Annotated in this window: 21 protein-coding genes; 14 read left to right on the top strand and 7 right to left on the bottom strand. The window is 61.5% G+C overall.

Annotation, left to right across the window (positions count from 1 at the left end; translation table 11 throughout):
• Positions 1–9: 9 nt before the first annotated feature.
• The 4 genes from argB (at position 10) to argH (ending at position 4610) form a co-directional block, all read left to right on the top strand.
• Positions 10–789 carry an acetylglutamate kinase gene (argB, locus tag AACX78_RS04495; protein WP_058395388.1) on the top strand — a complete coding sequence of 260 codons (780 nt, stop codon included), beginning with the start codon at positions 10–12 and terminating at the stop codon, positions 787–789.
• 25 nt (positions 790–814) lie between these two features.
• Positions 815–1726 (top strand): ornithine carbamoyltransferase, encoded by a 912-nt coding sequence (locus tag AACX78_RS04490; protein WP_201302779.1) that lies wholly within the window; start codon positions 815–817, stop codon positions 1724–1726.
• A 69-nt stretch (positions 1727–1795) separates the two neighbouring features.
• On the top strand, positions 1796–3031 hold the full coding sequence (locus AACX78_RS04485; protein WP_005313759.1) for an argininosuccinate synthase: 1236 nt from the start codon (positions 1796–1798) through the stop codon (positions 3029–3031).
• Between the two features lie 193 nt (positions 3032–3224).
• The gene (argH, locus tag AACX78_RS04480) at positions 3225–4610 is read left to right on the top strand and encodes an argininosuccinate lyase (protein WP_111588055.1); all 1386 of its coding nucleotides are present in this window, start codon (positions 3225–3227) and stop codon (positions 4608–4610) included.
• 123 nt (positions 4611–4733) lie between these two features.
• On the opposite strand, the gene AACX78_RS04475 is transcribed toward argH, so the two are convergent.
• A complete protein-coding gene (locus tag AACX78_RS04475; protein ID WP_159165500.1) occupies positions 4734–5627 on the bottom strand; it encodes a LysR substrate-binding domain-containing protein in 894 nt (297 codons plus the stop codon).
• A 96-nt stretch (positions 5628–5723) separates the two neighbouring features.
• Between AACX78_RS04475 and AACX78_RS04470 the strand changes: the two genes are divergently transcribed.
• From AACX78_RS04470 to AACX78_RS04455, 4 genes are all read left to right on the top strand, one after another.
• A complete protein-coding gene (locus tag AACX78_RS04470; protein WP_059168822.1) occupies positions 5724–6050 on the top strand; it encodes a carboxymuconolactone decarboxylase family protein in 327 nt (108 codons plus the stop codon).
• A complete protein-coding gene (locus AACX78_RS04465) occupies positions 6041–6433 on the top strand; it encodes a tautomerase family protein (protein WP_159165499.1) in 393 nt (130 codons plus the stop codon). Before AACX78_RS04470 ends, AACX78_RS04465 begins: the two co-directional genes overlap by 10 nt.
• Entirely contained in the window at positions 6430–6954 is a 525-nt protein-coding gene (locus AACX78_RS04460) for a DUF4865 family protein (protein WP_159165498.1), read from the top strand. Before AACX78_RS04465 ends, AACX78_RS04460 begins: the two co-directional genes overlap by 4 nt.
• A 252-nt stretch (positions 6955–7206) precedes the next feature.
• A complete protein-coding gene (locus AACX78_RS04455) occupies positions 7207–7842 on the top strand; it encodes an FMN-binding negative transcriptional regulator (RefSeq protein ID WP_159165497.1) in 636 nt (211 codons plus the stop codon).
• Positions 7843–7915: 73 nt separating this feature from the next.
• On the opposite strand, the gene AACX78_RS04450 is transcribed toward AACX78_RS04455, so the two are convergent.
• From AACX78_RS04450 to AACX78_RS04430, 5 genes are all read right to left on the bottom strand, one after another.
• Positions 7916–8371, bottom strand: a complete 456-nt coding sequence (locus AACX78_RS04450; protein WP_159165496.1) for a hypothetical protein — start codon at positions 8369–8371, stop codon at positions 7916–7918.
• 202 nt (positions 8372–8573) lie between these two features.
• Positions 8574–8786, bottom strand: a complete 213-nt coding sequence (locus tag AACX78_RS04445) for a hypothetical protein (protein WP_099991557.1) — start codon at positions 8784–8786, stop codon at positions 8574–8576.
• A gap of 175 nt (positions 8787–8961) precedes the next feature.
• Positions 8962–9303 carry a DUF1294 domain-containing protein gene (locus AACX78_RS04440; RefSeq protein ID WP_059111779.1) on the bottom strand — a complete coding sequence of 114 codons (342 nt, stop codon included), beginning with the start codon at positions 9301–9303 and terminating at the stop codon, positions 8962–8964.
• Positions 9300–9890: a sugar O-acetyltransferase gene (locus tag AACX78_RS04435; protein ID WP_005313735.1), complete on the bottom strand. Its 591-nt coding sequence runs from the start codon at positions 9888–9890 to the stop codon at positions 9300–9302. The genes AACX78_RS04440 and AACX78_RS04435 overlap by 4 nt, the downstream gene beginning before the upstream one ends.
• A gap of 79 nt (positions 9891–9969) precedes the next feature.
• Positions 9970–11232: an MgtC/SapB family protein gene (locus AACX78_RS04430; RefSeq protein WP_059111778.1), complete on the bottom strand. Its 1263-nt coding sequence runs from the start codon at positions 11230–11232 to the stop codon at positions 9970–9972.
• Positions 11233–11440: 208 nt separating this feature from the next.
• Between AACX78_RS04430 and AACX78_RS04425 the strand changes: the two genes are divergently transcribed.
• The 6 genes from AACX78_RS04425 to cbl all read left to right on the top strand — a co-directional run bounded on the left by AACX78_RS04425 (position 11441) and on the right by cbl (position 17379).
• Complete coding sequence (locus tag AACX78_RS04425; RefSeq protein WP_159165495.1) at positions 11441–12442, top strand: sulfate ABC transporter substrate-binding protein; 1002 nt, start codon at positions 11441–11443, stop codon at positions 12440–12442.
• A 68-nt stretch (positions 12443–12510) separates the two neighbouring features.
• A complete protein-coding gene (locus AACX78_RS04420; RefSeq protein WP_159165494.1) occupies positions 12511–13086 on the top strand; it encodes an RBBP9/YdeN family alpha/beta hydrolase in 576 nt (191 codons plus the stop codon).
• A gap of 277 nt (positions 13087–13363) precedes the next feature.
• On the top strand, positions 13364–14203 hold the full coding sequence (gene cysT / locus AACX78_RS04415; RefSeq protein ID WP_192896063.1) for a sulfate ABC transporter permease subunit CysT: 840 nt from the start codon (positions 13364–13366) through the stop codon (positions 14201–14203).
• Positions 14200–15093: a sulfate ABC transporter permease subunit CysW gene (gene cysW, locus AACX78_RS04410; RefSeq protein WP_159165493.1), complete on the top strand. Its 894-nt coding sequence runs from the start codon at positions 14200–14202 to the stop codon at positions 15091–15093. Before cysT ends, cysW begins: the two co-directional genes overlap by 4 nt.
• Before the next feature lie 85 nt (positions 15094–15178).
• Positions 15179–16246: a sulfate/molybdate ABC transporter ATP-binding protein gene (locus AACX78_RS04405; RefSeq protein ID WP_159165492.1), complete on the top strand. Its 1068-nt coding sequence runs from the start codon at positions 15179–15181 to the stop codon at positions 16244–16246.
• 185 nt (positions 16247–16431) lie between these two features.
• Complete coding sequence (gene cbl, locus AACX78_RS04400; RefSeq protein ID WP_058395371.1) at positions 16432–17379, top strand: HTH-type transcriptional regulator Cbl; 948 nt, start codon at positions 16432–16434, stop codon at positions 17377–17379.
• A gap of 259 nt (positions 17380–17638) precedes the next feature.
• Here cbl and gbpA read toward each other — a convergent pair whose 3' ends face one another.
• Entirely contained in the window at positions 17639–19063 is a 1425-nt protein-coding gene (gene gbpA, locus AACX78_RS04395; protein ID WP_159165491.1) for an N-acetylglucosamine-binding protein GbpA, read from the bottom strand.
• Between the last annotated feature and the right edge of the window lie 3 nt (positions 19064–19066).

The following is a 19066-nucleotide window of genomic DNA, read 5'->3' as shown; positions in this document are numbered from 1 at the left end:
TTGAGAGATATGGACAAGCAGACACTGGTTATCAAGTTGGGTGGCGCCCTGATCGAGAACGACGAGGCGCTGACAGCCCTGTTCGGCACCCTCAAAACGTTTCTGGATGAGCAACACAGACCCCTGGTGCTGGTGCACGGTGGCGGCTGTCTGGTGGATGACCTGCTCAAGGGGTTGGGCCTGAGTTCCACCAAGAAGAACGGCCTGCGGGTCACCCCGTTCGAGCAGATCCCCTTCATTGCGGGTGCGCTGGCCGGGACGGCCAACAAGCAGATGATGGCCAAGGCCATTGCCACCGGCATTCCGGCCGTGGGTCTGTGCCTCGCCGATGGCGGTCTGTGCCAGGTGACCCAGCTCGATCCGGATCTCGGTGCGGTCGGTGATTGCCAGCCGGGCAACCCGGCACTGGTGACCGGTATCCTGGGGCAGGGCTTCCTGCCCGTGGTGAGCTCCATCGGCATCACGGCCGACGGCCAGCTGATGAACGTCAACGCGGATCAGGCTGCCACCGCCATCGCCGAGGCGCTCGGCGCCGATCTAGTGATGCTGTCGGACGTGAGCGGCATCCTGGATGGCAAGGGCAAGCTGGTGCCGCAGCTGAACAAGGCAACCGCACTGGATCTGATGGAGAAGGGCGTGATCAGCGATGGCATGGCGGTCAAGGTGAAAGCCGCCTTGCACGCCGCCGAGACGCTCGGCAAGCCGGTTTGTGTCGCCAGCTGGCGTTACCCGGATCAACTGCTCAAGCTGCTGGCTGGCGGTGCCGTCGGCACCCAAGTCACCCTCTAACCCTGGCTGGAAAAAGGAACCTCCGATGCAACATCTTCTGAAAGATAGCGATCTGAGCAAGGCTCAAATCGAGGCGCTGATCGCGCTGGGGAAAGCGGTCAAGGCCGACCCGAAAAAGTACAGCCAGGCGCTGGCGGGCAAGAGTGTGGTTACCCTGTTCGAGAAGCCTTCTTTACGCACCCGGGTGACCTTCGACATCGGCATCGCCAAACTGGGCGGCCATAGCGTCTATCTGGATCAACAGAACGGTGCCCTGGGCAAGCGGGAATCGGTGAAGGATTTCGCCGCCAACCTGTCCCGCTGGTGTGACGCCATCGTCGCGCGGGTATTCGATCACCAGACCCTGGTTGACCTGCAAGCCTACGGCTCTGTGCCCGTGGTCAACAGCCTGTGTAATCTTTACCACCCCTGTCAGGGGCTGGCCGACTTTATGACCATTGCCGAGCATTACGACGATCTGTCGAAGGTGAAGCTTGCCTACCTCGGCGATGGCAACAACGTCAGCCACTCTCTGCTGCTGCTGGGGGCCACTCTGGGTACAGACGTGACTCTGATCTGCCCGAAAGGCTATGGCCCGGATACCCAGATCTTCCTGCAGGCCCAGGCGCTGGCGGCCGATTCCGGTGCCACCATTCACATCAGCGATGACGTGGGCGACATTGAAGGGTTTGACGTGGTTTATACCGATACCTGGGTCTCCATGGGTGACAACACACCAATGGAGCAGGTAAAAGATATCTTCATGCCTTATCAGATCAACCAGGCCCTGCTTGAGCGCACCGGCATCCAGCACGTGCTGCATTGCCAGCCGGCGCACCGGGAGCTGGAGGTCACTTCCGACGTCATGGACGGGCCTGCTTCCCTCATCATGGATGAGGCAGAGAACCGGATGCATATCCAGAACGCCGTACTGCTGACCCTGCTTGGCAACAAGTAGCGGAATAAGCAACGCGGCCACCGACCCTGAATTACAACACCTTATCGAATCATCATGGAGAGAAGTAAAATGAGCGGAATCAACAAGATCGTACTGGCTTACTCGGGCGGACTGGATACCTCGGCCATCATTCCCTGGCTCAAAGAGCACTACGATGCCGAAATCATCGCCTTCGTCGCCGACGTGGGTCAGGAGCGTGACGATCTGGAAGGGATAGAGCAGAAGGCCATCGCGTCCGGCGCGGTCAAATGCATCGTCAAGGATCTGCGGGAAGAGTTCGTCAAAGAGTACGTCTATCCGACCCTGAAAACCGGCGCCGTCTATGAAGGCACCTACCTGCTGGGCACCTCGATGGCCCGTCCCATCATTGCCAAGGCGATGGTGGAAGCGGCCCTGGCGGAAGGCGCCGATGCCATCTCCCACGGTTGTACCGGCAAGGGCAACGATCAGGTGCGTTTCGAAGGTGCCGTGGCTGCCCTGGCACCCCAGTTGAAAGTGATTGCCCCCTGGCGGTTGTGGGACATGCGCTCCCGGGAAGATCTGCTGGCCTATCTGGAAGCCCGCGACATTCCCTGCAAGGCGACCCTGAAGAAGATCTACAGCCGTGATGCCAACGCCTGGCACATCTCCACCGAGGGTGGCGAGCTGGAGAGCACCTGGAACGAGCCGTCCGAAGCGGTCTGGCAGTGGACAGTCTCTGCCGAGCAGGCACCGAACGAGCCGGAATACGTCAAGCTGACCGTCGCCAAAGGCGAAGTGGTTGCCGTGGACGACCAGCCGCTGAGCCCGCACCAGATCCTGACCACCCTGAACGAGCGTGCCGGCAAGCACGGCGTGGGCCGGATCGACATCACCGAAAACCGCATGGTGGGCATGAAGTCCCGTGGCTGCTACGAAACTCCGGGCGGTACCGTCATGGTGGCGGCACTGCGCGCGGTGGAAGAGCTGGTACTGGACAGACCGACTCGCGCCTGGCGGGAAAAGCTGGGTGCCGAGTTCTCTCACCTGGTCTATGACGGTCGCTGGTTCACTCCGCTGTGCAAGGCCATCGTCGCCTCCGCCAATGCCATCGCCGAGGATCTCGACGGTGAAGTCATTCTGAAGATGTACAAGGGTCAGGTCACTGCGGTGCAGAAGAAGTCGCCGAACAGCCTCTACTCCGAAGACTTCGCCACCTTCGGTGCCGATGAAGTGTATGACCAGAGCCATGCAGAAGGCTTTATCCGTCTCTACACCCTGGCCAGCCGGATCCGCGCCATGAAGGAGCAGCATCAGGCGATCGGCGGTGACCATACCCACGGCTAAGCTGACGCCAATCCGTTGATACTGGTGAGGGGGCATGGCCCCCTCTTTTATCAGCCCTCCCATATGGTGGGGTGTGAGCAGAGCGGCAGCGCCTCGGCCGCTTCTGTGAGATAACAGGCTCGCAGAAAAACAGGGCACGATTTCAAGCTCGACGGCGCAAGACGCCGCCGACAACGCATTCAAGGAGAGCAGTATGGCACTTTGGGGTGGACGCTTCAGTCAGGGAGCCGATAGCAGGTTCAAGCAGTTCAACGATTCGCTGCGGTTCGATTACCGGCTGGCGGAGCAGGATATCCAGGGCTCCATGGCCTGGGCCAAGGCGCTGGTGAAAGTGGGCGTATTGACCGCCGACGAGCAAGGAAAGCTGCAACAGGCGATGGAAGTGCTGCTCGCCTCGGTGCAGCAGGATCCCCACCAGATCCTCAATTCCGATGCCGAAGATATTCACTCCTGGGTCGAAAGTCAGCTGATCGCCGCCGTCGGCGATCTTGGCAAGAAGCTGCACACCGGCCGCTCGCGCAACGATCAGGTCGCCACCGACCTGAAACTCTGGTGCAAGGCGCAAGGGGAGCTGCTGCTCGGATCCATCAGTGCTCTGCAATCCGGGCTGGTTGCCTCTGCCCGTGCCAATCAGGCTGCCGTGCTGCCGGGCTACACCCATTTGCAGCGCGCCCAGCCTGTCACCTTCGCCCACTGGGCGCTGGCCTATGTGGAGATGCTGGAGCGGGACTATTCCCGTCTGCAGGATGCCCTGAAGCGCCTCGACACCAGCCCGCTCGGCTGCGGCGCCCTGGCCGGAACCGCCTATGCCATTGACCGTGAAGCGCTGGCGCTGGATATGGGCTTTGGCGGCGCCACCCGCAACAGCCTGGATTCGGTATCGGACAGGGATCACGTGGTGGAGCTGATGCACGTGGCGTCCCTCTCCATGACCCACCTGTCGCGCTTTGCCGAAGACCTTATCTTCTACAACACGGGCGAGGCGGGCTTTGTCGAGCTGTCCGATGCGGTCACCTCGGGTTCCTCCCTGATGCCGCAGAAGAAGAATCCGGATGCGCTTGAGCTGATCCGTGGCAAGACAGGGCGGGTAGTCGGCGCCCAGATGGGCATGCTGATGAGCCTGAAGGCGCTGCCGCTGGCCTACAACAAGGACATGCAGGAAGACAAGGAAGGGCTGTTCGATGCCCTCGACACCTGGCACGACTGCCTCGACATGGCGGCGCTGGTGCTGATCGACTTGAAGGTGAACGTCGAGCGCACCAAGGCGGCGGCCCAGGGCGGCTATGCCAATGCCACCGAGCTGGCGGACTATCTGGTGGCCAAAGGGATACCCTTCCGTGAGGCGCACCATATCGTCGGCGAGACTGTGGTTTATGCGCTTGAGGTGAAGAAGCCGCTGGAAGATCTCTCGCTGCCCGAGTTCCAGCGCTTCAGCCCCGTCATCGGCGAGGATGTCTATCCCAACCTGGAGCTGGAAGCGACGCTGGCCAAGCGGGTCGCCAAAGGCGGCGTCGCCCGCGAGCTGGTGGATGCGGCCCTCACCGCCGCCGAACAGTGGCTGGCCAAACGGGCGGGTTAAGTCGAACCTGCCCGGACTAGTGAACAACGGCAACCCCAGAGGTTGCCGTTTTTTGTTTGCCTGATGATGAATGAAGGGGAGGGGGATTGCCTGCCCAGATGCCAGGAAAAAGAGACCGTATCCTCAGCTCTGGTGCGTGGCATGGGCCCGCTGCACCGCCTGGGTGAGCAGGCTTTGCAACTGGCGTTCGGCCTCACCGGATCCATTGCCTGCTCCCAGCAGTACGACCCCCAGCGTGCCCGGCGACGGCAGCGCATCGGCCAACGGGGAGAGAGACGCCGGCATACCGATGGCAGAGCGCACTGTGATCCCGAGCCCTGCCTGCAAGGCCGCCCAGATCCCGCCCAGGCTCTGGCTGGTGAAGGCGATGCGCCACGGGATACCTGCATCGTCCAGAGCCTTGAGGGCTCGTGAACGCATCAGGCAGGGGGCATCGAAGAGCACCAGGGGCAAGGGCTCTCCGCGTGCCAGCAGGGGCGCCGGATCCCAGTTCGGGTGAGCAATCCACTGGAGTGACACCAAGTCGATGAGATGGGCGTCCATCTTCTCTTCCGGGTGCTGCCAGGCCAGGGCCATGTCGAGGGTTCCCTCCCTGATCCCTTTCATCAGCTGTGCATTGCGATCGATGCGCGTCGTCATGCGAAGCGCGGGGTGCTGACGACAGAGGGGGCCCAGCACGGCGGGCAGTAGGGATTCACCAAAGTCTTCCTGAACCCCCAGCCTGATCTCCCCTTGCAGCAGTTCCCCTTTCAGGGCAAGCACGGCTTCGTCATTGAGCTCAAGCAGCCGTTTGGCATATCCCAGCAGTCGTTCGCCACTGGCCGTTGGGACCAGGTGGCGGCCCCTCTTCATGACCAGTTCGGTACCGCATTGCTGTTCGAGTTTTTTCAACTGGGCGCTGACCGCCGAGGTGGAACGGCACAGCCGCTGCGCCGCCAGCGCAAAGCTGCCACAGTCCAGTCCAAGGACATAGCTGCGCAGAGCATCGAGATCCAGGTTCAGGGGAAGGGGTTGCATGATAGTCCTGATAATCGGGATTGTTTGTCTTGAACGTTTTGATTTTTAAAATTGTAGCAGTGATAGAGAGTGGCTTCACCAACCAAGGAGATTGCCATGACCCATCCTGTTCTTGATCGTGACGACCTGGCGCGGGCAGCGCCGAGACTGTCCCAGCTGGCGGAAGAGACGCTGTTTGGCGATATCTGGCAGCGACCCGCATTGTCTGCGCGTGAACGCAGCCTGATCACCCTGGCCATACTGGCGTCGCTGGGCCGGGTGCAACAGCTGCCGTGGCACATAGCGTTTGCCCAGCATAACGGCCTGACACGGGAGCAGCTGGAGGAGCTGTTCACCCATCTCGCTTTCTACGCCGGATTGCCTGCGGCGGTCACCGCTGTGAGCTACCTGCCCAGTCGTGAGGAGCCGCACCCATGCCGCTGACCCGTATCACTCTGCGCGAGGGGATGAGTGACGCGCGCCTGCAGCAAGTCTCCGATCTCTATCATGAGACCCTGGTGGAGGTGTTTGATGTACCGCGGGAGGACAAATTCCAGATCCTGGAGGCCTTGCCAGCCAAGGCGCTTGTTTATCATCCCCACTATCAGACCGGCCGCCGGGACGGAGACTTCATCCTCTTCCAGATCCTGGCGGGGAAGCCGCGCAGCACTGAGGTCAAGCAGCGGCTCTATCTGCGGCTTGCCGAGCGTCTGCACGCAGACATGGGCATTCACCCCGACAACCTCATGGTGGTCATTCAGCTGAACGGCAGCGAGGAGTGGAGTTTCGGACGAGGTCTCATGTTTCGGCAGGAGGTGATCTTATGATCGCCATGCATTACAGATTCACCCTGCCGGCGGATTACGACATGTGGCTTATCGAAGAGCGTATCGCCAGCAATGGCGCCAAACTCGACGGCTTCCCCGGCTTGCTGTTCAAGGCCTATCTCTATGGCCGCCATGACGAGGCCGCGCTGCCATGCCGGGAGAATCGCTATGCCCCCTTCTATGTGTGGCAAAGCGTCGAGGCGATGCACAGTTTCCTTGTCAGCGAGGGCTTCGCGGCGCTCACAAGGCAGTTTGGCTGGCCCCATATCGAGACCTGGCATCTGCTGTCAGCCCCGCAGATGGAGGCGCTTGACCAGGCCAGGGTGGCCATCTTGCGGCGCACCTGCATTGCGCCGCATTGCAGCCTGGCCGAGCTGCAAACCGGGGCCATGCTGAGCGGATGGGATGTTTCCCGTTGGCAATGGCTGGAGGTGGATCTCCTGCCGTCGCTGCCGCCGACGATACCGGCAGGGGCCGACGTCTATCACATTGGTTATCTCGCCAAAGGCGTTTCAGCCTGAGTGGGGGACGATGATATGAGGGGGATCCATGTCATCACTCGTCATTTGACCTGATGCTTCACCAGCATACGGTGTTAAATCTGGTGTGCAGTGAAGTGCTGGTGTTGAGCGCCTGATGGTCGTTGCCAGCCTCAGACGATCAAGGCTCTCGTGGGATGCCGGCAGGCAGATTCGAGATGACGGCGCTCGCCAGGCGGGGCATGATCTCGAGACATTGCGTACGGACACACTACCCCGGATAAAGGAGCCAGCATGTATCTGCCATCCCATTTCGAAACACCCGACCTCGCGTCGCTGCACCAACTGATCCTGGCTCACCCGCTGGGGGCCCTGATCACCCACGGTGAGCGGGGGCTGGATGCGAACCATCTGCCGTTCGAGCTGGACGCCGGCAGTGGCGAGCAGGGCGTATTGCGCGCCCATGTCGCCCGCAACAACCCGCTCTGGCAAGAGGCCAGCAATGGCGACGAGGTGTTGGTGATCTTCAAGGCTGCAGATGCCTATATCTCCCCCAGCTGGTATCCGAGCAAGCAAGTGCATCACCAGCAGGTGCCGACCTGGAATTACAGCGTGGTACACGCCCATGGCCGAATTCGTATCCACGATGATGCGCGCTTCGTTCGCCGTCTGCTGGCGAACCTGACACGGCGTCATGAGGCCGCCGAGCCCGCCCCCTGGAAGATGGCGGATGCGCCGAGGGAATATATTGAGGCCATGGTGCAGGCTGTTGTTGGTATCGAAATCGAGATAACCGAGCTGGTCGGCAAGTTCAAACTGAGTCAAAACAAGGCGGAGGCGGATCGTCAGGGCGCGGCAGACACCTTGCAAGCGCGTGGGCAGGTAGAGATAGCGGAGGCGATGCTGAGTCCACCTCCTTCACTACCCTAGCGTTGCATCCTGCGATCCGGGCCGACAAAAACGGCAACCCCCGAGGTTGCCGTTTTTATGTGTTTATTTTCAATCAGGCACTGGCATTGAGCAGCTTGCCGACCCCTTCGCCCTTGCCATTGGGCAGGGTCTGCTTGAAGGCGCTTAGCAGTTGATCCAGGTTCAGATCGCTGTTGCCCAGTGTGCCCTTGAGGGTATCGAGTCTGCTTTGCAGGGCATCCAAGCGGGTGCTCTGGGTGCCGTTAGCGAGCTGGTTGCGGGCTGTGTCTATGGCCTCGGTCAGAGAGTGGCCATTGTTTTCCTGACCCAGGGTCTGCATCAGCTCGCTCATAAACTGGTTGATGGCGGGGCGGTTCTGCTCGCTGTCGGCATCCTTGACCCCCAGCCGCTGGAACAGGCTCTGGACTGTGGGGGGCAGGCGTTCTTCCTGTACCGGCTCAGGTTCGGGCTGGGCTTTGGCATTGCTGCTCAGCAGATAGCTGCCCAGCTTGAGGGCTATCGAGGCGATGGGAAGCAGGGTGCTGATCATGATGTCACTCTCCGGTACGGCTGATGACAATGACAGAGCAGGGATTGAGCCAGGTTGGCGAAAAATGCAGCAATCTAAGACAGGGTGCTGATCCTGCTGTGAATTTAGTTTTTGGGGCTATATGGGGGAGGGGAAGGATTGCGGGAGAAGCGGCAAACCCTTGCAGCGCCAGGCTGGCCGGTTTGCCGCCGAGGTCGCCGGATCAGAGGTCCTTGAAGGGGCGACGCTTCTCCTCTTCGATGACGATGGCTTCCAGGTTGGCAATACGCTCCTGCAACTTGTTGATGATCACATCCTGCTTGCCGAGGCGGTCAGTGATGCGGGCATCTCCCAGCTGGTAACGGGCACGTTTGGTGAGATAGCCGAACAGCATGCTGATAAAGACGATCAGGACTATGCCTGTCCACATGGTCATGAGTGACTCCTTGTCGATAAATACGCGAGAAATGGCTCTGTTGTCTCATACCCGGTGAGGGGCCGCAATGCCCGCTCTGGTGGTGAGCATGAGCCCTGTGATACCCGGGCTCATGCCATCCGTTGCCCGGAACTTGATGCCAGCCAGGTTTGTCGTGGCGGCGGGTCTTGTCCCCTCAGACCCCCTGCCAGAGGGGGCGTCCGAGCCAGAGTCCCCACAGGGTGAGGTGCAGCAGCACGATAAACCAGAACACCAGCCGGTAGCTGCCCTTCTGGGTCTTGTGGCGTAGCCAGTGACGGGCGACCAGCGCCCCGGGCCAGCCACCGCACAGCTCCAGCAGATGGAGGCGAGATTCGGGGATGCGCCAGCCGCCGCGAATGGCCTGCCGCTTGTCGTGGGCGTAGGCCAGTACCGTCAGCAGGCTCATGGTGGTGAGGATGGCGAGCGGCCACCAGTTGGCGTCAGCCAGGCCAAGCCAGGCGGTCCAGAGCAGGGGAAACAGGGCGAGCCAGATCACAGTGCCAGCTCCCAGCCACGGGGGGCGTCAGGGCTCAGACTGCGGATCACGCGAGCGGGGTTGCCTACTGCCACCGAGTCGGCGGGGATGTCGCGAGTCACAACGGCGCCAGCCCCTATGATGGAGCGTGCCCCTATGGTGACACCGGGGCAGATGATGGCGCCGCCGCCAATCCAGCAGTCATCGCCTATGTGTACCGGCTTGTTGTAAGCGGTCCAGTTGCGGCGCTCCAGGTAATCCATGCTGTGGGTGGCCGTGTAGATCTGCACGTTGGGGGCCAGCAGCACATGGTTGCCGATATGCACTTCACCCACGTCGAGAATGGTGACGTTGAAGTTGAAGAAGGTCTGCTCGCCTATGTGGATATTGCGGCCAAATTCACAAGTGAAAGGAGTGCTTATCCAGCTGGAAGCGGGACAGTGGCCGAACAGCTCGCCGCACAGGCGCTGGCGCAGGGGGTGATCCCCGGCGGATGACGCATTGAGTTGTGCCAGCAGCGCCTGACCCCGGATCCTGTCATTCGCTATCTCCTCGCTCTGGCTATCCAGGGCGCCGCCCGCCAGTATCTTGTCCCAGTCGCTTGCCATGCTCGTCTCTCCTCATGTGCCAAGAGGAGCCAGTATACGCCACCCGTCTTGCAGCGTCAGGCTGTCACTTGCTGCAAGATCAGGCGCTTGGCCAGATGAGCGGCAGGATCAGCAGGGCAGAAACCAGATAGGGCAGCAGCACCATGAGTCCCAGCCGGCGCCCGCCGATACCCAGTGCCAACACGCCTTTCACCAGCGAGTTGACCAGCCCTGCCAGCAGTATGCCCCGGGCTGCGACCTCCAGCCCCAGCTCCTTGTGGGAGAGCTGGGAGAGAGAAAGCGTAATGGCGTCCACGTCCGTGATCCCCGACACCAGTGCCAGCAAATAGACACCCGAGTCACCCACCCGGCTTTGCAGCAGTGTTGCCATGAAACCTATCAGCGCCAGCAGCAGGCCAAACTTGATGGCGGTGGCGAGATCCAGCGGATTGCTGGTTTGGGGCTGCACTGGCCCGTCGGTCAGCGCTTCCCGCTGGCGCCAGAACCAGAATGCAAAGCCGTAGACAATGACTGCCAGCAGCAGCAGGGGAGCGGCGAGGCGCATCGCCAGCTCCTTGTGGATCAGCAATACCAGCACCAGCAGCCGCACCCACATGGTGGCCCCCGCCAGCAGTATGCCGGTGGCCAGCAGCCGCTCCAGCCCGCCCTGCTCCTTGTTGAGGCGGGCAAACTGCAAGGTGAGAGCGGTAGAGGAGGCGAGTCCCGCCAGCATGCTGGTGAGCACCAGCCCGGCGCGGGTGCCGAGCAGACGCACCGCGAAGTGGCCACAAAACGAGATGCCGGCGATCACCACTACCATCAGCCAGATCTTGAAGGGGTTGAAGGCATCGAGGGGCCCCATCTCCTCGTTGGGCAGCACCGGCAGCAGCACCAGGGAGATAAGCAGAAAGCGCAGTGTGGCGTGAAATTCGGTTTCGCTGAGAAACAGCATCCCTTGCTGGATCTTGCCCTTGAGCCCCATCAAGAGAGCGGCCAGTACGGCGCAGGCCACCGCCTCGCTCGGGCTCAGCAGCACGGACATCAGCCCCAGCAGATAAGTGAGCAGCATGGCCACCGAGCTGGTGAGGCCGAACTCTCCTTGCCAGCGCTGGGCCAGCCAGACCGAGAGGCCGCAGCCCATGACCACAGCCAGCAGACCGAGCAGCGGCAGCCAGGGGCCCAGGGTCGGCAACAGCAGGGCGCAGACGCCGCCGAGCAGGCCGATGAGGCCATAGGTTCGCATCCCGGCGATGCGCTGGTTGTCCCCCAGCTGGCGCACCTGCCAGCCACGCTCCAGCCCTATGATGAGGCCGATGGCCAGCGATACCAGGGCGCCATTGACGGGGTCTGCATTGATCCACATAACGACTTCCTTTTCGCTGTGTGATTGCCTTGAACCCATGATGGCACATGCTGTACCGGGGCAGAGAGGCATGGCTCACAGAGTGTGCGAGTGGGGCCGTGCGGCGGATTGATATGAGCAAAAGAGATAAGCAAAGCGTTATTTCTTGGTTCTCGGCATAACAAGCCCGCGGCATGCTGTATTCAACCCAAGGATATGGAGTATCACTATGAAACTGCGAATGACAGCCCTCACCCTGCTCTCCCTGTTGGCCCTCGGTCAGGCCAATGCCGCCGAGATCCGTCTGCTCAACGTCTCCTACGATCCGACTCGCGAGCTGTTCCAGGAGTACAACGCCGCTTTTGCCAAAGAGTGGAAAGCGAAGACGGGTGACGATGTTGTGGTGAGCCAGTCTCACGGTGGTTCCGGCAAGCAGGCGCGGGCCGTGGTGGATGGGCTGGAGGCGGATCTGGTGTCGCTGGCGCTGGCCTATGACGTCGATGCTGTCGCCAAGGAGGGGCTTATCGCCGCCGACTGGCAGAGTCGCCTTGCCAACAACGCGTCCCCTTACACCTCCACCATCGTCTTCCTGGTACGCAAGGACAATCCCAAGCAGATCAAGGATTGGGGCGATCTGGTGCGCAAGGATGTGGCCATCGTCACCCCCAACCCCAAGACCTCCGGCGGGGCGCGCTGGAACTACCTGGCGGCCTGGGGCTATGCCCTGAAGAAAAGCGGCAGTGAGGAGGGGGCCAGACAGTTCGTCGGCGATCTCTACAAGAACGTCAAGGTGCTGGATTCAGGGGCCCGTGGCGCCACTACCAGCTTTATCGAGCGCGGTCTCGGCGATGTCTTGCTGGCGTGGGAAAACGAAGCCCTGCTGGTGCTGGGTCAGGCAGGCAACAGCGACAAATTTGAACTTGTGGTGCCGTCTGTCTCCATCCTGGCGGAGCCGCCGGTGGCCGTGGTCGACAAGGTGGCCAGGAAGCATGGCACCGAGGCTGTCGCCAAGGGGTACCTTGAGTATCTCTACTCGGACGAGGGGCAGCGCATCATCGCTAAGTATCACTACCGTCCCAGCAATCCGGCGATCCAGAAGGAGACGGCAGCCCAGTTCCCGCAACTGACCCTGTTTACCGTCAAGGATCTGGAAGGGGATTGGGACAAGGCCCAGCAGAAGCACTTCGCCCAAGGCGCGCTGTTTGACCAGATTTACCAGCCGGGCGGCTAAGGCCCCCTGCTTCCTTGTGGCATGTTCACCCCGCACTGGCCCCTGTGCCAGCTGATAGGAGCACCAAGATGAACAAGATCCTCCTGGTTCCCGGTCTGCACAACAGTGGGCCGGATCATTGGCAGAGCCGCTGGCATCAATATTTCCCCCACTGGCAGCGCATGGTTGGCCTGCCGTGGGACAAGCCGGACCTGACGGTCTGGAGCGCCAAGCTGGCGAGCAAGCTGCGCAGCCGGCGCGGCCGGGCCCATCTGGTGGCCCACTCCTTCGGCGCCCTGGCGGCCATCACGGCGGCGCGCCAGCAGCCTGACAAGGTGGCCTCGCTCTTAATCGTGGCGCCGGCGGACCCCGCCCACTTCGGCATAGTGGATGAGGCGCTGGCCGGTTCGCTCAAGGTATCGGCCCAGCTGATCGCCAGTCGTAACGATCCCTGGCTCAGTTTCGAGCGAGCCGAATACTGGAGTCGCCAGTGGCAGGTGCCGCTGTTCGATGCCGGTGAGGTGGGCCATATCAATGCCCAGTCCGGTCATGGGGAGTGGAGTCAGGGACTCAACCTGCTCGGCACCCTCTATCGCCGGGCCGAGATGGTGGTCGAGCCTGCGCCTGCTGTGTGGGAGCGACGTGCGGCCCTCAGTTTTCGGTGAAAGGGTTGCCAATAGCCGTTCAATTTGCAGAGAAGGAGAGAGAGCACCCGACATGACAACAGCCTGATTTTGATTGCTTGGTACATTGCACGACGCTCCATTTTTTAGGTCTTTTATTTATATAAAAGACCTTTTTTTCATTTTATGGCGCTAAAAACCAGTGCCGCCCTGGTTAGATAAAAAAGTGCTTAGCAAAGGCGTTATTGGTGTTTGTTGTCTCAAACAGGCGTGCGCAGAATCGCTGTATCGAATGTTTTTCATAACAAACGGAAGCGTTATGCGATTTGGTTCTTACTCCGTCTTGCCAGGCTTTGGTCCGACCCTCGGCTTCAGCCTGCTCTATCTCGGTATCCTGGTGCTGCTGCCGCTCTCGGCGCTGGTGTTGTTCGCGGTGAACAATCTTACTGCGGGGGAATTCTGGCAGGTGATCGGCTCACCCCGGGTGCTCGCCTCCTTTCGCCTGAGTTTCGGTGCCGCTTTCATCGCGGCGCTGCTGAACAGCCTGTTTGGCCTGATCCTCGCCTGGGTACTGGTGCGTTACAGCTTCCCCGGTCGCCGGCTGGTGGATGCGCTGATCGATCTGCCGTTCGCCATGCCCACCGCCGTCTCCGGTATTGCCCTGTGCGCCATCTTCGCCCCTAACGGCTGGATCGGGCAGTGGGTCGCCCCACTGGGCATAGAGCTTGCCTACAACCCCATCGGCGTGGTGATTGCCCTCACCTTCATCGGGTTGCCTTTCGTGGTACGCACCCTGCAGCCAGTGCTGCGGGAGGCAGAGACGGAACAGGAAGAGGCCGCCGCCAGCCTGGGGGCTGACCGTTGGCAAACCTTTTTGCGGGTGCTGTGGCCAACCCTGATCCCGGCACTGCTCACAGGTTTTGCCCTGGCGTTTGCCCGTGGCGTGGGGGAGTACGGCTCCGTCATCTTTATCGCCGGCAATCTGCCCATGGTTTCCGAGATTGCCCCCCTGATGATCATGAGTCATCTGGAGGAGTACGACTATGCAGGCGCTTCTGCCATCGCCGTGGTCATGCTGCTGGTATCATTCATTTTGTTATTGCTCATCAACAAGTTGCAGGCCTGGAGCTGGGCACGCATAGGAGGGACTCGCGTATGAGCGCATCCAACTCGACACTGGATCTGGTCCAGGGTGTGGCGCCAGCCCCGCTGCTCCGCCACCCTTCCGTCACGCGTGAGCCCGTCTGGGTCAAATGGCTGCTCATTGCCCTTGGGCTGGGCTGGTTTGCCGCTCTGCTGCTGTTGCCGCTGGCTACCGTCTTCATTCAGGCGCTGAGCCCGGGCCTCACCTTCTTCTGGCACGCCATCAGCGAGCCGGATGCCCTGAGCGCACTGGGCTTGACCGCCCTGGTCACGCTTTGCGCCGTGCCCCTCAACCTGCTGTTCGGGCTGGCGGCGGCCTGGGCCATAGCCCGCTTCCGCTTCCCAGGTCGGCAGCTGCTCATCACCCTCATCGACCTGCCGTTCTCTGTCTCGCCGGTGATCGCCGGGCTCATGCTGGTGCTGCTGTTCGGCAGTCGCGGCTGGTTTGGCGACTGGCTGAGCGAGCACGACATCAAGGTCATCTTCGCCACCCCGGGCATCATTCTGGCCACCACCTTTATTACCGTGCCCTTCGTGGTGCGCGAGCTGTTGCCCCAGATGGAGGCGCGCGGCCCGGAAGAGGAGGAGGCGGCCATCATGCTGGGGGCGAGCGGTTTGCAAATGTTCTGGCGAGTGACCCTGCCCGGCATCCGCTGGAGCCTGATGTATGGCCTGCTGCTCTGTACCGCCCGGGCTGTGGGGGAGTTTGGAGCTGTCTCAGTGGTCTCCGGCCATATTCGCGGCCAGACCAATACCCTGCCGCTGCATATCGAGATCCTCTACAACGAGTACCAGACCGGCGCCGCCTTCGCGGTGGCAAGCCTGCTGGCGCTGTTCGGGATCTTCACCCTGCTGGGAGAAACCCTGCTGGCCCGGCTACGCGGGCAGCCTGACAAGCCCCACTGATATTGCGAGAGAGGCCCGGCTGCGCGACCTGCCGGGCCCCATACCCCATTGATCTCGATATAACGATTATTGAAAAGAGGCATCTATGAGCATTCAGGTTCAAGGGCTCAACAAGCATTTCAATCAGTACGCGGCGCTGGCCGACATCAACCTCGACTTTCACGATGGCGAGCTGGTGGCGCTGCTGGGCCCCTCCGGCTGTGGCAAAACCACCTTGCTGCGCATCATAGCCGGGCTGGAGCAGGCCGACTCTGGCCACGTCATCATCCGCGGTGAGCATGCAACCGACCTTGATGTGCGTGAGCGCAACGTGGGTTTCGTGTTCCAGCACTACGCCCTGTTTCGCCACATGACGGTGTTCGAGAACGTGGCATTCGGCCTGCGGGTCAAGCCGAGGTCAGAGCGTCCCACCGAGGCTGTCATCCGCGCACGGGTCAAGGAGCTGCTGGATCTGGTGCAGCTCAGCCATGTGGCCGATCGCCACCCGACCCAGCTCTCCGGCGGTCAGCGCCAGCGGGTCGCCCTGGCCCGCGCCCTGGCGGTGCAACCCAAGGTGTTGCTGCTGGATGAGCCCTTCGGTGCCCTCGATGCCCAGGTACGCAAGGAGCTGCGCCGCTGGTTGCGCGAACTGCATGACGAGTTGCATGTCACCAGCCTGTTCGTGACCCACGATCAGGAGGAGGCGCTGGAGGTGGCGGATCGGGTGGTGCTGATGAACGCCGGCCGGGTCGAGCAGATAGGCACACCGGCCGAGGTCTATGACCAGCCCGCCAGTGCCTTTGTGCACAGCTTTCTCGGCAGCGTGAACCTGTTTCGCGGTCGGGTGGCAGGTCAGGGGCTCGGCATTGGCGAACAGTGGCTGGGAGGCCCCATCAGCTCCCATCTGGCAGAGGGCAGCGCTGCGATCGCCTATGTGCGTCCCCACGAGCTGGAGATAGTGCCTGCGGATGCAAGCGGGGGGATCCGCGCCACCATCACCCGACTGCTGCCCATGGGACCCCGTATCCGGGTGGAGTTGCGTGGCATTGGGGATACAAACGGTGCACACTTCGAGGCCGAATTGAGCAAAGAGGCGGCCAGGGCATTTGTCCCGGGGCAGGGGGTGCGGCTGGTAGCCAGGCAGGCCCAGCTCTATCCGGACTACCAGATTTGATGGCCAGGGTTTGCATCCAGGCGAGAGCGACGCGCCGCCACCCTTGCCAACCGAGAGGATCAAGGTGTGACCCTTTTATCGCGATAACCGTATCAGGCTTGCAGTCCGGCACAGGGTCGGGCTGGCAATAACAAAAACGGCGGCGGGACCAACCCGACCGGCTTGTCAGCGCAGGAGGCGATGGCGTGAATTTTCAGCAGTTACGCATTATACGGGAAGCGGCGCGGCGGGATTACAACCTGACCGAGGTGGCCAATGCCCTGTTTACCTCCCAGTCCGGGGTCAGCCGCCATATTCGCGAGCTGGAGGAGGAGCTGGGGATAGAGCTGTTCATCCGCTATGGCAAGCGGCTGCTCGGCATGACGGAGCCGGGCAAGGAGTTGCTGGTGATCGCCGAGCGCATCCTCAATGACGCCAACAATATCCGCAAACTGGCCAGCACCTTTGCCAACCGCGAGTCCGGCAGGCTGCTGGTGGCCACCACTCACACCCAGGCCCGTTACGCCCTGCCGCGGGTGGTGAAGGCGTTTCGCGAACAGTTTCCGCTGGTGCAACTGGAGTTGCGTCAGGGCAGCCCTGAGGAGATAGTGCGGCTGGTGCAGACCGGCGAGGTGGATATCGGCATCAGCAGCGAGCGGCTCGACAAGAGCGAAGGGGTGGTGGCGTTTCCCTACTACCGCTGGCATCACAACATAGTGGTGCCCGAGCAGCACCCCCTCACCGCCGAGCGGGAGCTGACCCTGGCGGCGTTGGCACATTGGCCCATCATCACCTATCAGGCCGGCTTGACCGGACGGGCGCGGGTGGATGAGGCATTTGCCGAAGCGGGGATCACGCCGCAGATATTGCTGACTGCCCAGGATTCGGACGTCATCAAGACCTATGTCGAGCTGGAGATGGGGGTCGGCATATTGGCGGACATGGCATTTGATACCCAGCGCGACAGGGGGCTGGTGCAGCTTGACGGCAGCCGACTGTTTGCGCCACATACCGCCTGGATCGGGCTCAAGCAGGGGCAGTTCCAGCACAATTTCGCCTGGCAGTTTATCCAGCTCTGCAATCCGGAGCTGGCGCTGGCAGACATTCAGGCCCGCGCCATGGGCGGTGAGCCTGTCATCGACTACCAGATCTGAACCTTGCCAGACGATGTGAAACGGGGAGCGAATGGCTCCCCGTTTTGTTTATGGCGTTATCACTCTGTGCCGGGTCAGTTCAGCGCAATCCAGGCGTCCTGCCAGTTGGTGCCGATACCCGGCTTATCCGGGCGGGCGCTGGCCGACTTCAGGTCGGCAATCCCGCCATCGACTACCCGATCCGAGCCTTGCCAGAGTACGTAAAACGGGGAGCCATTAGCTCCCCGTTTTGTTTATGGCGTTATCACTCTGTGCCGGATCAGTTCAGCGCAATCCAGGCATCCTGCCAGTTGGTGCCAATACCAGGTTCATACTGGGTGGCGCTGGCCGACCACTGGCTGCACCAACCTCGGTAGGGGAAGGGCTTGCACTGATAGACCTTGCCGTTCTTGGGCTGCAACACCTTGGTGCCGTCCGTGTAGGAGGTCAGTCCCTGCGGGAAGGTGAACTGGTAGTCACCGCCACCTGCCGAGTCCTTGAGCATCAGGTCCAGGGTTTGTTGCAGGGCTTCGCCACCCGCCTTCGGCTTGGCCTCGATCACCAGTTGGTGGTGACCTGCGCTGAGCCCGGTGAGCGGCATGGTGAAGCTCTGGCTGCTGTCCTTGATGTCGGCGGCAGACTGCCCCCTGGCCACACCACCATGGTCATACAAGGTATTGGTGACAGTCAGATCCCCCTGGGCAGTGATGGTGAAGTCGAGGGTCACCTTGCCGTCGTCGAGCAGGTATTCACTCTCCAGACCGCTCACGCTGATGTCGTTGCCCACCGGCGGTTGCAGCTGTTCGAGCTGGATCTCGACCCGTTCCAGTGCGCTGCCTGCCTTGAGGTAGACAGGGTTCTGGCCGTAGACGGGGTTGAACTGATTGTCGGCGTTCTGCTGACCGGCGCGGATCTGGCTCTGCTCCGCATTGATCTTGCTGGCCAGGGCATGGGCCCAGTTGTTTTTCTGGCCCTGTTCCGTGGTGGTGATGGTCAACTCGGTCTGCAGATCGGGGCGCACGCCATTGGCGTCGAACACCAGAGCTCTGGCCTTGTCACCGGCCGCCAGATCGGTGGAGGGATAAATGGTGCCCCCCTGGCTCCAGCTCAAGGGGGGCTGGGTGCCGCCCTTGAAGTTGGCATCGATCAGGTTGTAGAAGCTGTTGCTGGTATCGCCCACTTCCCACACCCCCAGGATCAGCTGATAACCGGTGCGCTCCGGCAGGTTGCAGTTGTGAGTGACCTGCTTGGGCGGCTGTACCATGTTGCCATCCACCACGCAGAAAGGGGTTAGATCGAAGGCGGCACGGGTTAGCGGCTGGTTCGGGTTCCAGTCCTGTTTGGTGAGGTAGTAACGCCAGTTGCGGGTGACATGGTTGGCGGTGAAGGTCCAGCTGATGGCGAATGGCCCTGCCTGTACTTCACGTCGGGTCCAGCGATCGCTGGTCTGGGCGTTGAGTTCACTCCAGTTCGGGCTGCCCGCCGAGGCAATCTGACCATCCTGAGGGCCGGATTGCGGGAAGCCGGAGGGGCCCTCCACGCTCTGGGGCTCCCACTGCACTGCGCCACACTGGCTGTTGCCACCGGTCTTGCACAGATAGTTGCGCGATTCCGGCTGACTGATGTAGCCGTGGGCGAGTACGCCACCACTGGCCAGCAGCGCCAGCGCTGCCGCGACGTGATTGAGTTGGATTTTTGCTGCCATACA

Source organism: Aeromonas sp. 9A (assembly GCF_963900955.1).
Lineage (GTDB): Bacteria > Pseudomonadota > Gammaproteobacteria > Enterobacterales > Aeromonadaceae > Aeromonas > Aeromonas salmonicida.
The sequence above is the reverse complement of the archived record's forward strand: the minus strand, read 5'-3'. Positions and strand labels throughout refer to the sequence as shown.

Coding starts and splice junctions, on each gene's coding strand:
- AACX78_RS04465 (WP_159165499.1), top strand. CDS start 6,041: ATGCCGCTGACCCGTATCACTCTGCGCGAGGGGATGAGTGACGCGCGC.
- AACX78_RS04435 (WP_005313735.1), bottom strand. CDS start 9,890: ATGGCAAGCGACTGGGACAAGATACTGGCGGGCGGCGCCCTGGATAGC.
- AACX78_RS04490 (WP_201302779.1), top strand. CDS start 815: ATGCAACATCTTCTGAAAGATAGCGATCTGAGCAAGGCTCAAATCGAG.
- argH (WP_111588055.1), top strand. CDS start 3,225: ATGGCACTTTGGGGTGGACGCTTCAGTCAGGGAGCCGATAGCAGGTTC.
- AACX78_RS04430 (WP_059111778.1), bottom strand. CDS start 11,232: ATGTGGATCAATGCAGACCCCGTCAATGGCGCCCTGGTATCGCTGGCC.
- AACX78_RS04420 (WP_159165494.1), top strand. CDS start 12,511: ATGAACAAGATCCTCCTGGTTCCCGGTCTGCACAACAGTGGGCCGGAT.
- argB (WP_058395388.1), top strand. CDS start 10: ATGGACAAGCAGACACTGGTTATCAAGTTGGGTGGCGCCCTGATCGAG.
- AACX78_RS04405 (WP_159165492.1), top strand. CDS start 15,179: ATGAGCATTCAGGTTCAAGGGCTCAACAAGCATTTCAATCAGTACGCG.
- gbpA (WP_159165491.1), bottom strand. CDS start 19,063: ATGGCAGCAAAAATCCAACTCAATCACGTCGCGGCAGCGCTGGCGCTG.
- AACX78_RS04445 (WP_099991557.1), bottom strand. CDS start 8,786: ATGACCATGTGGACAGGCATAGTCCTGATCGTCTTTATCAGCATGCTG.
- AACX78_RS04475 (WP_159165500.1), bottom strand. CDS start 5,627: ATGCAACCCCTTCCCCTGAACCTGGATCTCGATGCTCTGCGCAGCTAT.
- AACX78_RS04470 (WP_059168822.1), top strand. CDS start 5,724: ATGACCCATCCTGTTCTTGATCGTGACGACCTGGCGCGGGCAGCGCCG.
- cysT (WP_192896063.1), top strand. CDS start 13,364: ATGCGATTTGGTTCTTACTCCGTCTTGCCAGGCTTTGGTCCGACCCTC.
- AACX78_RS04460 (WP_159165498.1), top strand. CDS start 6,430: ATGATCGCCATGCATTACAGATTCACCCTGCCGGCGGATTACGACATG.
- AACX78_RS04455 (WP_159165497.1), top strand. CDS start 7,207: ATGTATCTGCCATCCCATTTCGAAACACCCGACCTCGCGTCGCTGCAC.
- AACX78_RS04450 (WP_159165496.1), bottom strand. CDS start 8,371: ATGATCAGCACCCTGCTTCCCATCGCCTCGATAGCCCTCAAGCTGGGC.
- cysW (WP_159165493.1), top strand. CDS start 14,200: ATGAGCGCATCCAACTCGACACTGGATCTGGTCCAGGGTGTGGCGCCA.
- AACX78_RS04485 (WP_005313759.1), top strand. CDS start 1,796: ATGAGCGGAATCAACAAGATCGTACTGGCTTACTCGGGCGGACTGGAT.
- AACX78_RS04425 (WP_159165495.1), top strand. CDS start 11,441: ATGAAACTGCGAATGACAGCCCTCACCCTGCTCTCCCTGTTGGCCCTC.